Origin of the sequence: Pseudovibrio sp. W74 (assembly GCF_001623085.1) — a bacterium.
Taxonomy (GTDB): Bacteria; Pseudomonadota; Alphaproteobacteria; order Rhizobiales; family Stappiaceae; genus Pseudovibrio.
This window is the reverse complement of record NZ_LMCJ01000064.1, coordinates 185,737-199,504: the sequence shown is the minus strand read 5'-3', so window position 1 is coordinate 199,504 and position 13,768 is coordinate 185,737. Positions and strand designations below refer to the sequence as shown.

The 13,768-nt window shown below is 52.6% G+C and carries 12 protein-coding genes; 1 reads left to right on the top strand and 11 read right to left on the bottom strand.

Annotated features, from left to right (window positions below):
- Window positions 1–200: 200 nt before the first annotated feature.
- From PsW74_RS27945 to PsW74_RS27895, 11 genes are all read right to left on the bottom strand, one after another.
- The gene (locus PsW74_RS27945; protein ID WP_063286855.1) at window positions 201–1,379 is read right to left on the bottom strand and encodes an NAD(P)/FAD-dependent oxidoreductase; all 1,179 of its coding nucleotides are present in this window, start codon (window positions 1,377–1,379) and stop codon (window positions 201–203) included.
- Window positions 1,380–1,476: 97 nt separating this feature from the next.
- Window positions 1,477–3,522 (bottom strand): methyl-accepting chemotaxis protein, encoded by a 2,046-nt coding sequence (locus tag PsW74_RS27940; RefSeq protein WP_063286856.1) that lies wholly within the window; start codon window positions 3,520–3,522, stop codon window positions 1,477–1,479.
- Window positions 3,523–3,879: 357 nt separating this feature from the next.
- Window positions 3,880–4,968: a TRAP transporter substrate-binding protein gene (locus tag PsW74_RS27935; protein WP_063286857.1), complete on the bottom strand. Its 1,089-nt coding sequence runs from the start codon at window positions 4,966–4,968 to the stop codon at window positions 3,880–3,882.
- A 116-nt stretch (window positions 4,969–5,084) separates the two neighbouring features.
- Complete coding sequence (locus PsW74_RS27930; protein ID WP_063286955.1) at window positions 5,085–5,636, bottom strand: TetR/AcrR family transcriptional regulator; 552 nt, start codon at window positions 5,634–5,636, stop codon at window positions 5,085–5,087.
- Between the two features lie 403 nt (window positions 5,637–6,039).
- The gene (locus tag PsW74_RS27925; RefSeq protein WP_057461006.1) at window positions 6,040–6,252 is read right to left on the bottom strand and encodes a cold shock domain-containing protein; all 213 of its coding nucleotides are present in this window, start codon (window positions 6,250–6,252) and stop codon (window positions 6,040–6,042) included.
- 336 nt (window positions 6,253–6,588) lie between these two features.
- Window positions 6,589–7,644, bottom strand: coding sequence for a branched-chain amino acid ABC transporter permease (locus PsW74_RS27920; RefSeq protein WP_063286858.1), 1,056 nt, complete (start codon window positions 7,642–7,644; stop codon window positions 6,589–6,591).
- A gap of 12 nt (window positions 7,645–7,656) precedes the next feature.
- Complete coding sequence (locus PsW74_RS27915) at window positions 7,657–8,685, bottom strand: branched-chain amino acid ABC transporter permease (RefSeq protein ID WP_063286859.1); 1,029 nt, start codon at window positions 8,683–8,685, stop codon at window positions 7,657–7,659.
- Entirely contained in the window at window positions 8,682–9,407 is a 726-nt protein-coding gene (locus PsW74_RS27910; RefSeq protein ID WP_063286860.1) for an ABC transporter ATP-binding protein, read from the bottom strand. Before PsW74_RS27910 ends, PsW74_RS27915 begins: the two co-directional genes overlap by 4 nt.
- The gene (locus PsW74_RS27905) at window positions 9,400–10,197 is read right to left on the bottom strand and encodes an ABC transporter ATP-binding protein (RefSeq protein ID WP_063286861.1); all 798 of its coding nucleotides are present in this window, start codon (window positions 10,195–10,197) and stop codon (window positions 9,400–9,402) included. Before PsW74_RS27905 ends, PsW74_RS27910 begins: the two co-directional genes overlap by 8 nt.
- A gap of 11 nt (window positions 10,198–10,208) precedes the next feature.
- Complete coding sequence (locus PsW74_RS27900) at window positions 10,209–11,108, bottom strand: bile acid:sodium symporter family protein (protein WP_063286862.1); 900 nt, start codon at window positions 11,106–11,108, stop codon at window positions 10,209–10,211.
- 174 nt (window positions 11,109–11,282) lie between these two features.
- Window positions 11,283–12,485, bottom strand: a complete 1,203-nt coding sequence (locus tag PsW74_RS27895) for a substrate-binding domain-containing protein (protein ID WP_063286863.1) — start codon at window positions 12,483–12,485, stop codon at window positions 11,283–11,285.
- A gap of 885 nt (window positions 12,486–13,370) precedes the next feature.
- On the opposite strand from PsW74_RS27895, the gene PsW74_RS27890 reads away from it, so the two are divergent.
- Window positions 13,371–13,766 carry a hypothetical protein gene (locus PsW74_RS27890; protein ID WP_153039676.1) on the top strand — a complete coding sequence of 132 codons (396 nt, stop codon included), beginning with the start codon at window positions 13,371–13,373 and terminating at the stop codon, window positions 13,764–13,766.
- Window positions 13,767–13,768 lie beyond the last annotated feature (2 nt).

Here is a 13,768-nt window from a genome sequence, read left to right as displayed (position 1 = left end):
CGCAAATGGTTAGTTGAGTAACTCCAGATCGCCCATAAGAGTTACTGTAGAAGCCTTCGGGTGAGCGTATCTCAACCCATGATGGAATCGCTTCAATGGCCGCTTGTGGCCCTCCCTGTGACCAAAACAACATGATTTTTTGGAAAGGTGTTCGCACATGCAGCAAATGCGACATTACAAACTTTATTATGCCGTCACACCTAAACAAACTGCCCGGCCGCATGGCCGGAAGACCAGGCCCATTGGAAGTTGAAGCCGCCGAGGTGGCCGGTGACGTCGACGACTTCGCCGATGAAGAAGAGGCCGGGGACGGAGCTGGTTTCCATTGTTTTGGAGGAGAGGGCCTTTGTGCTTACGCCGCCTAAGGTGACCTCAGCGGTGCGATAGCCTTCGGTGCCGACGGGCTTGACGGTCCACTCGTTGATTGCCAGAGCGGCTTTGCGCAGCACCTTGTCGGAGATGTCGGCCAACCGTCCGCCCAGCTTATGCTCTTCAGCAATGTGTGTGGCCAGCTTTTTAGGCAGCAAACTTGCCACCGCAGTCTTAATGTCCTGCTTTGGCTGGCTTTGCTTGGCGGACTTCAGGGCCTCAAGAACATCTGTGTCTGGAAGCAAGTTGACGCGAATGTCTTTACCTTCTTCCCAGTAAGAGGAGATCTGCAGAATGGATGGCCCGGAAAGACCACGATGGGTGAAGAGCAATCCTTCACGAAAACTGGTCTTTTTGAAAGACACAACAGCATCCACTGAAACGCCTGCCAGATGTTTGGTCCGTTCCCGCATCGCATCATCAAAGACGAACGGTACGAGAGCAGCGCGAGGGGAGACGAGCGGCAGATCAAACTGCTTGGCAATTTCGTAGCCAAAGCCGGAGGCACCCATCTTGGGAATGGATGGACCTCCGCATGCCACAACCACAGACTGCGCTCGCACGGTGTCTCTGGAGGTGCCAACGGTAAAGCGATCATCAGGCTTGGTAAGAGAAGTGACACTGGTGCCCAGCTGAATGCGAACGCCAGATTGCTGGCAGAGCTGGAGCAGCATGTCGATGATCTGCTGAGCACTGTCATCGCAAAACAGTTGGCCCAGTGTTTTTTCGTGCCAACTGATGCGATGCTTGTCCACCAGCGCGATAAAATCATGCTGGGTGAAGCGCTTCAAAGCAGAAACAGCAAAACGCGGGTTCTCAGAAAGATAGTTCGCGGGAGAGGCGTGCAGGTTTGTGAAGTTGCACCGCCCACCGCCGGAGATGCGGATTTTGTCCGCTGGGCGCTTGGCATGGTCAATCACCAGCACAGAGCGTCCGCGCTTTCCAGCCTCAATGGCACACATCAGGCCGGCGGCGCCTGCACCTATTATAAGAACGTCAATGTTTTGCATGGCGCTCTTATATGGGCTTTCCAGCCAAGGTCAACTCGGGATCAAACAAAAGAGGAGGGCCAGAGCCCTCCTCATGCATTTCAGCAATGTTTAACGCTTAAGCCGCAACAACATCTCTCAGGAAGTTGGAAATGGTCTGGCGCAGCTCCGTTGCCTGTTTGGAAACAGAAGAAGAAGCCTCAAGCACGTCATTGGCAGAGTGGTTGGTTTCCTGAACCGAGCTCGTGACAACGCTCATGCTGTCCGCCACATCCTGAGTGCCCTGTGCAGCCTGCTGAATGTTCTGGCTGATGGATGATGTCGCCGCATTCTGCTGAGCAATCGCAGTGGCAATGGAGCTGGTGTACTCATTCACCTGATGCATTGTACCAGCAATCTGCTCAATAGCGGTCACAGCTTCCTTCGTAGAACCCTGAATACCGGAGATCTGAGAGGAAATCTCTTCTGTCGCCTTGGAGGTCTGGGTTGCCAGCTCCTTCACCTCGGATGCAACAACCGCAAAGCCCTTACCCATTTCGCCAGCACGCGCTGCTTCAATGGTTGCGTTCAGAGCCAGCAGGTTGGTCTGCTCGGCGATGTCACGAATGAGATTGACCACTTCGCCAATTTTCTGAGCCGCAACATCCAGATCCGCCACATGATCGTTGGTGGCAGTTGCAACACTGGTTGCATCATCCACAGTCTGCTTGGTCTGGGAGATCTGGCGCCCGATCTCTTCGATGGACGCAGAGAGCTCTTCAGCAGCAGATGCCACAGTCTGTACGTTGTGCGAGGCCTGCTCAGAGGAACCAGCAGCGCTGTTGGCACGATCAGATGTGGTTGTCGCGATGTGAGTCAGAGAGTCCGCAGTTTGCTGCATTTTGCCGGTGTTGTCATCAACCCGGTCAAGAACACTAGAGACTTGATCATTAAACACACTGATCAGCTGATCCACGTGCATCTGGCGATCACGCTCCTGTTCATGCTCTTTCTCAGAAAGGCTCTGCAGACGCTTCTGCTCAGCGACCGTATCGCGGAAAGACATAACAGCGTTCGCCACCTGGCCAACTTCATCAACGCCAGTCGCACCTGCAAACGTCACAGAGGTATCGCCTTCAGCCAGTTTGCGAGCATCGCCCAGCAGGGCTGCAACCGGAACAGATACACTGCGAATGATCGTGTAAGCCGCACCAATACCCAGCACAGTCACGATGCCGGAGATGATCAGGGCCAGCATGAACTGCCACTGTGCATTCGCAGTCAGCTTTTGCGCATGCATCACCAGTTCGTCAGCAAGGTAGTCCTCGAAATCTTTCAGTGCATCAATACGCTTAGTCGCCAGGTCAAACCATTCAGTACCGGAAACAGAGGAGATGTCGCCGCCAAACGCAGCGGCATAACCCAGCTTACGCGCAGCATCAACCTGGCTCATGATAGGCCGGTTGAAGATCTTCTCCAGAAACTTCACCTGAGGCCCGGTCATCAATGATTGCGCAGTTTTGAAGTGCGTATCCTGACTGGCGCCAAGACGAACGAAGCGATGGTAGATAGTCGGGTTAAATTCCTGAGCACTAAAGCCGTTTGCGCCAATTGCGCGCTCAATGCCTGCGTTCTCTTTTCCAAGCAGCACTTCTTCATACATGCTCAGCTTGCGAACAAGGCTTGCATCGCGGCTTACGGCAATTGTGCTTGGCAAAAACTTGAAGGCCTCGTTGATCGTGCCACTGTAGTAAGCAACAGTTTCGCCAACGGTTGTGTTCAGGCTTTTGACGTTATTGCGGATCCGGGCAATGTTTGCCAGACGGCTGTTCACCATGTCCACCTGAGCCGCAAGGCCCTTGTCAATGGAAGCAAGGTGGATGTTGTCCAGCGCAGTCTTATAGATGCGGATTTTGCTGTCAGTCAGCTTGTGCTGGTCAGCAAGGCCCTCTGCAAAGGCTTTGCCCTTTGCGCCAAGATATCCGGCGGAGCGGCCACGTTCTTTTTGCAGTTCGTGAACAACAGCACTCAATACAGGAACAAACTCTGCAACCTGACCAATAGAGGATGCTTCCACCTTTTTGTTATAGGCGGTGGTGGTTTGTGAGCCAGCAAAATAGAGCATGGGCACAAACGCAAGCATGAATATCGCGATGATACGATACTTTAAAAGAATACGACGCATGAGAGCACCTGAAAGGGGAACTCGAGTTCCAAATTTGAGCGGGGCACTGCTGCCCGTTACACTGTTTCGTTATTACACGCACAAATTGAGTCAGTAATTCTTTATAGAGCGTTTATTCTATAGCTTGGATTTGTACTAACTACCTACTTATTCTCACCTAAGTAATATGAGTAGGTGAAATACTTAGTTCCTAAGTATATGTGTAGATTGCAATTGATTACTATTTCGGAAATATACTTGAGTTTTCAGCGAGTACAAGAGCATCGACGATAATTAGTGAGCTTTTGATGATTCGTTTAAGCAGTCTATGGAAAGGGAAGCAAAACTCCCCATTCCAAAATCTCGGTCAAGTGATGCTTACGTAGACCACACCTGCGCACGGTCCTGATAAAGCTGTCCCTCCATGCGTGCACCGTACAGAGAACAAGCTTTCACGTAGTCCATGTAGGAACCGTGGATTTTCTCGCTCATCGCGTCCCCGGCAGGATACGCCGCAATCACTTCACGCGCAGCCGCGCCAATCGCTTCAATCACATCCGGTGGGAAGGAGGAGAGAATAGCACCGCGTTCCACCAGTGTGGAAAGAGCGATGGTATTGTTGTAGCGGAATTCCGCCGTGCTCTCTTCAGCCTGCGCTGTCGCCGCCTGCGCCAGAACTTCCTTCAGCCAAGGGCTCAGGTTCTCATAGGTGTTCTGGTTTACGATCATTTCCAGACCCGGACCCGGCTCATGGAACGCTGGCAAGTGGTAGTACGGCGCAATCTTGTAAAGGCCGAGAGCAAGATCGTTCCATGGACCAACAAACTCAGCCGCATCAACCACGCCGGACTGCAGGGCAGGGTAGATCTCTGGTGGAGGTGTCACGACAGTCGTCGCACCCACTTTGCGCAGGATATCGCCACCAAGGCCGGCAATACGCATCTTCAGCCCGACAAGATCATCCAGAGACTTGATTGGCTTCTTGAACCAGCCACCTGCCTGAGCGCCCGAGCTGCCCGCATAAAATGGTTTCACACCATGCGGTGCATAAGCTTCGTCCCAAAGCGCCTGTCCGCCGCCATGACGCAACCAGCCGGAAAGTTCAGTCGCATCCAAGCCAAACGGGAGGGTGGTGAAGTACATGGTCGAGCGGATCTTGCCCACCTGATAATAAGGCGCGTTGTGACCGATATCAGCAGTGCCAGAGGAAACGGCAGAGAATGTTTCGAACGGAGGAACCAGCTCGCCGCCGCCAAAATACTTGATGGAAATCTTGCCGTCAGAAAGCGCCTCAATGCGTTTGCCCAGCTGCTCAGCTGAGGTGCCCACGCCCGGGAAGCCCTTTGGGAAAGAGCCGACGAGTTTCAGGTTCAATGTGGCGTTTGCAAGTGCTGGCGCAGCAAGGACAGAAGCGCCGCCCGCAGCACCAGTTGCCATTGCTGTTTTCAGAAAGTCACGGCGTTTCATCTGCCCGTCTCCGCTAATTCATAAAATACGTAGGTATTAATGCTAGCAGAGGGCAGGTGGGTCTGGCGATATATTTCAGCAGTCAGGGCTGAGAAGAAATCAAGTCAGAGAGAGCTTTACTTGAGTATCTCGAACATACGCTCGAGTTGCTCTTCCACATTCAGCTGGTCCTCATCAAGAACCTGAAACATCCCGTTGCTGTGAATGCCTTCAACAGCCAGATAGACAAGGGTTGCCAGCTCTGGGTCTTCAGACTCGTCCTGAATGCGCGCATACATGTCTTTATGGAAGACGCGGACAGGGTCAAGCAGGCTCGGGTCGTCTGCAATGGCGGCCAGCATACCGGAGGCTGCCTTGTTGTCTTCTTTGAACTTGCTGCAAAGCCCCTTCAGGAAAGCCCGCATCAGTTTATGGCGGTAGGGATCATCAGCAAGCTTCTGCTCTTCTGTGGCAATGTTATCGCGCGTGCCATCTACATGGTATTGAACCATGGAGCGGATGAGAGCTTGTTTGCTTGGGAAGTTATAGAGCAGCCCACCTTTGGAAACGCCTGCATGCTTGGCGATTGCATCCAACGAAAACTGCCCACCGCCTTGTGCTTGCACATAGTCGATGGCCGCTTCAAGAATGCGATGCTGCGTTCTGCTGGCTTTGGTCGTGCCCTTCACAATGAGTCCCTTGCCCAATTCTGCGAGAGGTCGCAGAGAAAAAAGTTGTTCTTATAAGCGCAGATCTGCGACTTTTGTCAGTATAGGCCATCAGTGGCAACTTTGCGAGGCCAAGTCGTCATGTGAACCACGAAATTTATGAAGTGAAAACAACGATTTTCGTTGAACCAGATAAAATAGCCGTGATTGCGGCTCTTTTAAGAAGTTCTCAGCTGAAAGATGGGGGAGAGAGAGCATTAGGCAAGCTCTGATCAGAACAAGGAGACGGCTGGTCTGATGTAAAAAATAAAAGGCCTGACGGCGCCTGGCAATTGCCGGCGCGCATCAGGCCAATTATGTGGCGGTCACAAAGTTCATTCAGCTTGCGCTGAAACAAACTCTGGAGCCTCGCAAATCGTACAGATTAAGCAAGCTCAATCTGGGAAGCCTGCAAACCGCGGCCACGACGATCTTCTTCAGCAACAAAAGTGATCGCTGCACCTTCAGCAGGAACTGCGATGCCAGAGCGTTCGAAAGCTGTGATATGAACAAAGATGTCTTTGGAACCGTCAGCTGGAGTAACGAAGCCGTAGCCTTTGTCGTGGTTGAAGAATTTGAGGGTACCGTCTTGTCGCATGGAAACGTCCTTTAAGCCAAAAAAGTCAACTCGCCTGGTTAAGGCGGGTCAGTCGTGACGAGCAATGTAATCAAAGGCAGAAAAGGACATTGTTCCGATACATGCACCGCAACATTGCCAGCCGTGTCTCTAATAACAGCCCGCAGTCATAAGGTCTGAGCTCTCATTCTTTCTAAAAGAAATCAGTCCTAATGGTTCATATAGGGAGGCGGGTCATATGTCGCCCCTCTAATACTACGGGATAAGCAAATCTCTTAGCTTGCTCGTCCCTACCGATGTAGTTGCTCCTTAAGAAATCCACAAGGTGCAATTTAAAAAAAGAGCCCAATTGAGGCATTATGTTCCTCTTAAACGGCCCACGATGCCCTTAGGGAACCAGTAAATACTGCAGATAAATAACATTCCCAACCAAAGCAGCCAGCGTTCCGGTGAAACCACCTCTGACACTATAGGCAGACTACCCAGCGATTCCTGAAGGAGGCCCAAGAGGTTCTGCAAATAAGACTGGGTGAGAAGGAACAGGACAGCCCCGATAACGGCGCCGTACATGCTCCCCATTCCGCCAATCACAACCATCAACAGAATGTCCACCATTATATCCATAGAGAGCGTCGTCGCTGGCCCGGTGTAGCGCAGCCAGAGGGCCATCAGCGAACCTGCAAGTGCAGCCATAACCGCAGACAGAATTGTCGCCACACTGCGATATCGCACCACCTTGTAGCCAATCGCTTCCGCACGGAATGCATTCTCTCGGATAGCTTGCAGAACGCGGCCAAACGGAGAGTTCACCATCCGCAGCAAAACAAGGAACAGACACAAGCTGCTGAAGAAGACCACATAGTACGTGATCAGCTTGCCATTGAGGCGAGCCCCGAGCACCTTCTCCTTCACCAACTTGAACGCAGGCGTCATCTCCCGCGGGATACGATAGCTCAGCCCGTCCTCACCGCCAGTGAAGCCAGAAAGTTGCGAGACCAGCACCAGAAACGCACTCGCCACAGCCAGCGTCATCATGGCAAAGAAGATCGCCTTGACCCGCAGCGAAAACAGCGCAATCACAAACGCAAAGGCCCCGGCCACCAGCGCACCACACACAGTGCCAAGCGCAATCGCGCTGTAAGAGGCGCCCATGTTCACCAGTGCAATGGCCGTCCCATAAGCCCCGATACCAAAGAACATGGTGTGCGCGAACGACACCACACCCGTGTACCCCAGCAACAAATCATAACTGGCCACCAGCACTATGAAGATGCAGATGCGAGCGGCAGTATCTAACGAACGCGTACCGGGAAACAGAAAGGGCGCAAACAGCAGCCCAATCAGAATGAGCAGCAGAACAGCACTAAGCATTTTGCTGCGTGGACGATCACCGGAAAGGAGTTTCACAATCATCTGACAAACTCCTCAATGCGCTTTGACAACGGGGTAAAGCCCCTGAGGTCGCCACATCAGCACAGCCCCCATCAGCAAAATGGTCGAGACCAACGCCAGTTTGGGGATCAGGAAGCCGGTGTAGTTGGTCAGCAAGCCCACCAGCATAGCGCCGATGAAACAGCCCTCAATGGAGCCGAGCCCGCCGATGATCACCACGATGAAGACGGAGGTCATCACCTCAGCCCCCATGTGGGCCGTAATGGTTTCCTGATACATGCCCCACATCACACCGCCGAGCCCCGCTAAAGCACAGCCCACCATGAACACTGCCAGAAACAGCCTTTCTATCGGATACCCCAGAGCTTCCACCATCTCGCCATTCTGAACCCCAGCCCGCACCAGCAGCCCAATGCGTGTCCGGTTTAAAACCAGCCGCATGGCAACAAACAATGCCAGCCCGATTACAATGGCCAACACACGGTATTTCTCAATGGCAGCGCCCAGCACCACAAAGGACCCCTGAAACGCAGCAGGCCGCGCCAGCACAATCTCATCCGGTCCCCAGATCACATAGATCAGCTGCTGCGTCACAACCAGCCCGCCCATGGTCACGAGGATCTGCTTCAGATGCTGTCCGTAAACCGGCTTTACAATCAGCCGCTCAAAACCATAGCCCGCAAGGCCCGTCACCAGCATGGCAAACGCCACAGCAAGCAGAACAGCGCCCAGATTAAGCGCAATGCTGGGGCTCTCAATCCAGCCACCCAGCAGGCCCAAAATGGTAAACCCCGCAAAGGCCCCAAGCGAAATAAACGCCCCATGCCCGAAGTTGATCACGTCCATCAGGCCGAAGATCACAGTAAGGCCAGACGCCATGATGAAAATCATCATCCCCATCGCCAGCCCCGCCGCCGTCAGCGTCAACCAGGTGGAGCCGGAACCAATCGCGAGCAAGCCGATCACCATCAGCACAGGCACAAGCAGCAGCGGTGCCTTTGCCTCGATAGTCTGAGAGAGAGAAGGGCGCTCGATGCGCGGTTTAATCAGGCTGTCGCTCATTGGTGTGCCTCCAGTGAAAGTCCCATCAGCCTCTCCTGCAATCCTGCATCAGCTGCCAGCTCTGCCATGTCGCCGGAATAAACAATCCGCCCGTCATCCATCACGGCAACGGTGTCCCCCACTGCGCGTGCCATGGAAAAGTTCTGCTCCACCAGCAAAATCGTGGTCTGCATCTCTTTCAGTTCTTTCAGGGCTGCAATCATGGCGTTGATGATTGCAGGAGCCAGCCCCTTGGTTGGCTCATCAATCAGGATCAATTTTCTCGGCTCAATGATCGCGCGAGCCACTGCCAGCATCTGCTTTTGCCCGCCGGAAAGATTACCCGCAGCACTCTGCCAGAATGTTTTGAGGGGAGGGAACAGGCCAAAAATCCATCCCAGCCGTTCCTCATCAATCGCACTGTTCCGTGCCGCCAGAAGCATGTTTTCGTGCACGGTCAGGTCGGTAAAGATGCCCATATCTTCCGGCACAAAAGCAATCTCGCGCTGGGCAATGGCCGGTGTCGTCTCTTTCTGGATTGCTGCTCCATCAAAGCGGATCGTACCTTGTGAGGCTTGCCACAAACCCATGATGGTCCGCAGCGTTGTGGTCTTGCCAGCGCCATTCCGCCCCAGCAAAACCGTGACACCACCGCGTGGAACTTCCAGATCAACCCCCTGCAAAATGTGGTAGGGGCCAATATGCGTGTGAACGCCGTTTAAGCTGAGAAGAGCATCAGACATGCGCACCCTCTGTTTTCTCTTCAGGTGCAACACCCAGATAAGCCTGTTGAACCACCGGAGAGGCGATCACCTCAGTAGGGTCTCCATCTGCCACCAGCTCTCCGTTGTGCAGCACGATAATCCGGTCAGCCAGTGAGCGGATCACATCCATCTTGTGTTCAACCAGCAAAATCGTGCGGTCCTTGTCCTGCTTCAACTCACGGATCAGGTCCAGCACAACCGGCACCTCATCAACGCTCATGCCTGCTGTCGGCTCATCAAACATCAGCACCTGCGGACCAATGGCAATCATCAGCGCCACCTCCAGCTTGCGCTGATCTCCATGTGACAGTTCGGACGTGATCTGCTCGGCCTTATCCAGCAAATGCACCTCTGCCAAAATGTGCTCTGCCCGTTCAATAAGCTCCACATGGCTGTCTGCCATGGAAAACAAATCCATACCCATCCGCTGATGAGCCTGCACCGCCAGCCGTGCATTCTCCCGAACGCTCAGGCCGGGAAACAGGTTGGTCATCTGAAACGCCCGTCCGATGCCCCGCAGGGTCCTGTCGGCAACTGAAAGGCGCGTGATGTCTTCGCCATTAAACCAGACATGACCAGCACTGGCGGCTAATTGGCCGGAAATCAGGTTGAAGTAAGTGGTCTTGCCAGCACCATTCGGCCCCACAATGGCAGTCAGCGTTCCGCGATGAAAATCACAGGACACTGCATCCACAGCCACATGCCCACCAAAACGAATGGTCAGACCATTCGTACTCAGAACCGGCTTTTCGTCTTTCTGTAATTCCAAAGACCTGCCCTTTATGAGAGTTCATTTTGGGCGCGAAGGCTCGGGTTTGCCCGCGCTTTCCGCCGTGCCCAGAGGATGAAGAGGAAGGCACAGCCATACATGGTGATGCCGTAAATACCGGAGGCCAGACTGTATGGCGGCAATGCTTCGCCGTTCATTGCGATCAAAGCCCCAACGGTGATCCCAAGCGTGGCATTTTGGACGCCCACCTCCATAGCAATCGCAACACTGTCAGGATGCGAGAGCTTCATAAGCTTGGCGCCGCCATACCCAACCAGCAGCATCACAACATTCAGCAAAATAAGGACTGGCCCTAGCTCCAGAATGTTGGCCGTCAGCACAGACCAATTAGTGGCAATGGCTCCAAGCACGATCACCACAAACAGCACGGAGGCCAACAGCGACACCACTTTGGAGATCGCCGCGGTAAACGATGGCGCCATATGATTGACGAGAACCCCAATCGCAACGGGAACAGCCGTAATCAGCGCCATGGAAATGCCAATAGACGTTACATCAATCTTGGGCATGGCAGCACCAAGAAAGTAGTTTGCGGATGCCGCAGCAAAAACCGGCACCGTCAACACGCACAGCACACTGGTCACGGCGGTGAGCGACACCGCCAGCGCGACAGAACCGCCGCTGAACCGTGTCAGCATGTTGGAGGTGACACCACCCGGGGCGAAGGCAAGCAGCATCACGCCAAACGCCATGGCCGGCTCCAGCTCCACCACTTGTAAAATGAGAAAGGCAACAACGGGCAACAAAAGCAACTGCCCCAGCATGCCAATGCTGAACGCACGCGGCATCTGCACCACGCGCTTAAAGTCCTGTAGTGTGAGGGAGATCCCGAGAGAAAACATGATGAACGCCAGCGAAAGCGGCAAAAACAGCTTTAAGAGAATGTCCATGGTCTTGTACTTCGCTCTTTGAGGCTCTGATATTCCGTAAGCGGGACAATCTGCAACTGAGGATGAGGTCAGTAAACCTGCAGAAACCTCTCATGGTTCCAGAGCGTTATCTTTTGCGATTAAGGAGAGCGAGCGAGTGGCCCGCTCCCTCTCTGAGCTATGTAAAACGGGGACCTACTGGTTCTGAACTGGGATATCCATGTCCTCAATCTTGAGTTCGCGCACCAGTTCAGGAATGCCCCATTCAACCTCTGGATCCACACGGATCTTGAAGTGATACATGGACTGCAATGCCTGATGATCCTCAGCGCGGAATTTCATCAGCCCCTTCGGACCTTCAAACTCCATGCCTTCCATCGCGGTGATCAGCTCTTCCGTATCCGTGGAGCCAGCTTTACGGATCGCCTCGACAGCAGCGATGCCTGCCGCCATACCACCCGCCGTAAAGAAATCAGGCGGCGAGCTGTAACGAGCCTCATGTTCCTTCACCAGCCAGTCATTCACTTGGTTCTGAGGGATCTCGTAGTAATAGTAGGTCGCGCCTTCCATGCCCGGCATGGCCTTATAAGCTTTCAGAGCCGCCAAAATGTTGCCACCCGTTGCGATCTCAATCCCATGGCGTTCAGGGTTCATCGCGTTGATCTTCGCCAGCGGGTTTCCGCCACCAGCCCAGATCACAAACAGGAACTTGCGTCCCTCCTGACCCTTCAGAGCCTCAAAGATGCGCTGGGCACTCGCGGTGAAATCCTTGGTGTCCGTCGGTGCGTACTCCTCAAACACCAGCTTGGCATTGGTCTTTTCAATTGCATTGCGGAAAGCAGCCACGCCATCACGCCCAAACGCATAATCCTGCGCCAGCGTGGCAATAGACGCCCCGTCCTGCCCAAGGGCAACAGCATTCGCAATCGCATCCTGAGAGGAGTTTCGCGATGTGCGGAAGATGTAGCGGTTGAAGTTGGCGCCTGTGATGCTGTCAGCAACTGCAGGCTCCACGATCAGCAACTTCTCGTATTCTTCAGCAATTGAGAGCATCGCCAACGCAACACCAGAGGAGACCGGCCCAATTGCCAGATCAACCTCATCATCGCCGTAAGCCTCGGCCAGCATGGCACGTCCAATATCCGGCTTGAGCTGGCTGTCTTTTTCAATGACCTCAATTTTGCGGCCATCAATCTCCATGGTTCCGCCGGTGGCATATTCCAGCCCCATCATCAAGCCCACATGAGATTGCTTGGCATAGGCCTCAAAAGGACCGGTTTTACCATAGACATGAGCAATCTTGATCGGCTCTGCCGCAGAGGAAATATTTGATGAAACAGAAAGCGCAAACGCGCTGGCCGCTAGGCTAACCGCCGCGGCCCTAAGTAATTTATGCATAATGAAACCCCTCCCACGTTGCCCAGGGGCCTCCTTAAACGCAAACACCGTCTCAAAAGACTTCGCAAGCCTGCCCTCAAACAACGTAAATATAGTTGACGCATGTATTCAGGAAGGAGTCAATGATTCCAGATTGAGCCAAATTGTTAAGATTTGAATGGATCATTTGTATTTGCTTATCCAGAAAATAAATTTCAGCTGTCCAGAATTTTATATCAAAAAATCGATTTTCGTGATCAAGGCATCAGTCCAATATTTGCAATTACTCTTTGTAGTTTCAGTTTAAAGAGATGCTTCTTGCGACTTACTGTAAGTCGTTGTGACTACTCCTGCTTTCACTGCGACAAGCTGACGGTCATACGCCATGGAAAAGCCGTATTTTGCCCTGTTTACACCTCAATTAGCCGTTAGGCCGCGTCTCTCTGCAGGTGTGTCAGATAAGTGTTTGTTCACCATCTCTGAAAACCTGATGATAACAAGATCCTGATACCTTCAATAGCAATAAGAACACTGGTTTAACAGGGCGTCATTAAGTACTGAGTGCGTAGCAGTCAGTATTACCAAAATAGCAATAAGTCCTGAAAAGGGATTATCTGCATATCACTATGCGGACAACTGAAGGGTGACCCGTTTCCATTGCTTGGTGGGTCCTCCTTGTTTCAAGGCAGGTTGTCTTGCCCCGACGATTTTAAAGGCCGTACCTCCCCCTCCCAATCGGCCTTTTTATGCCTGCTTTGTTTGGCACCGAGGTATCCTCCCACCTCGGTGCCTTTTTTATGCACAGATGCAACCTTTGAATTAAATGGAAGCATCCTATTCATCTTAAAATTGCAAAATGTTCCTAATGCATCTAATTAGCTCTAACTTACGATAGGAGCTAATATTTTGAAAAATTATCTAAAATTATTTGTATTGCTAGGTGCTGCAGTTCTGTTGAGTGGGTGTGTAACCACACGATCTTCCTTGCCGGATTTATTCGTTGAGCAGGCGGATGATGTTGCGCGAGCAAATTACATCGACAAACATTGTCCTTCCATGGAGATGAAGAACCAGGACTTGCTAGCTCAATCCGCGCTGCTTGTGTGCCTGACCAGCAAAAAGGCAAATAGGAAATGTGCTGTTAAAGAGTACATTACGATCTATGCAAAGCGGTATGAGCACTACACCAAAACGTACAAGGGAAAGACGTCAGCTCAGCTCTGCAAAATGGCGCGTGATGACGCTGAAATGAAGACCATGTTTCAAAAAGCCCGCAAGAAGAAAGCTAAGAAGAAAAGCTAGAC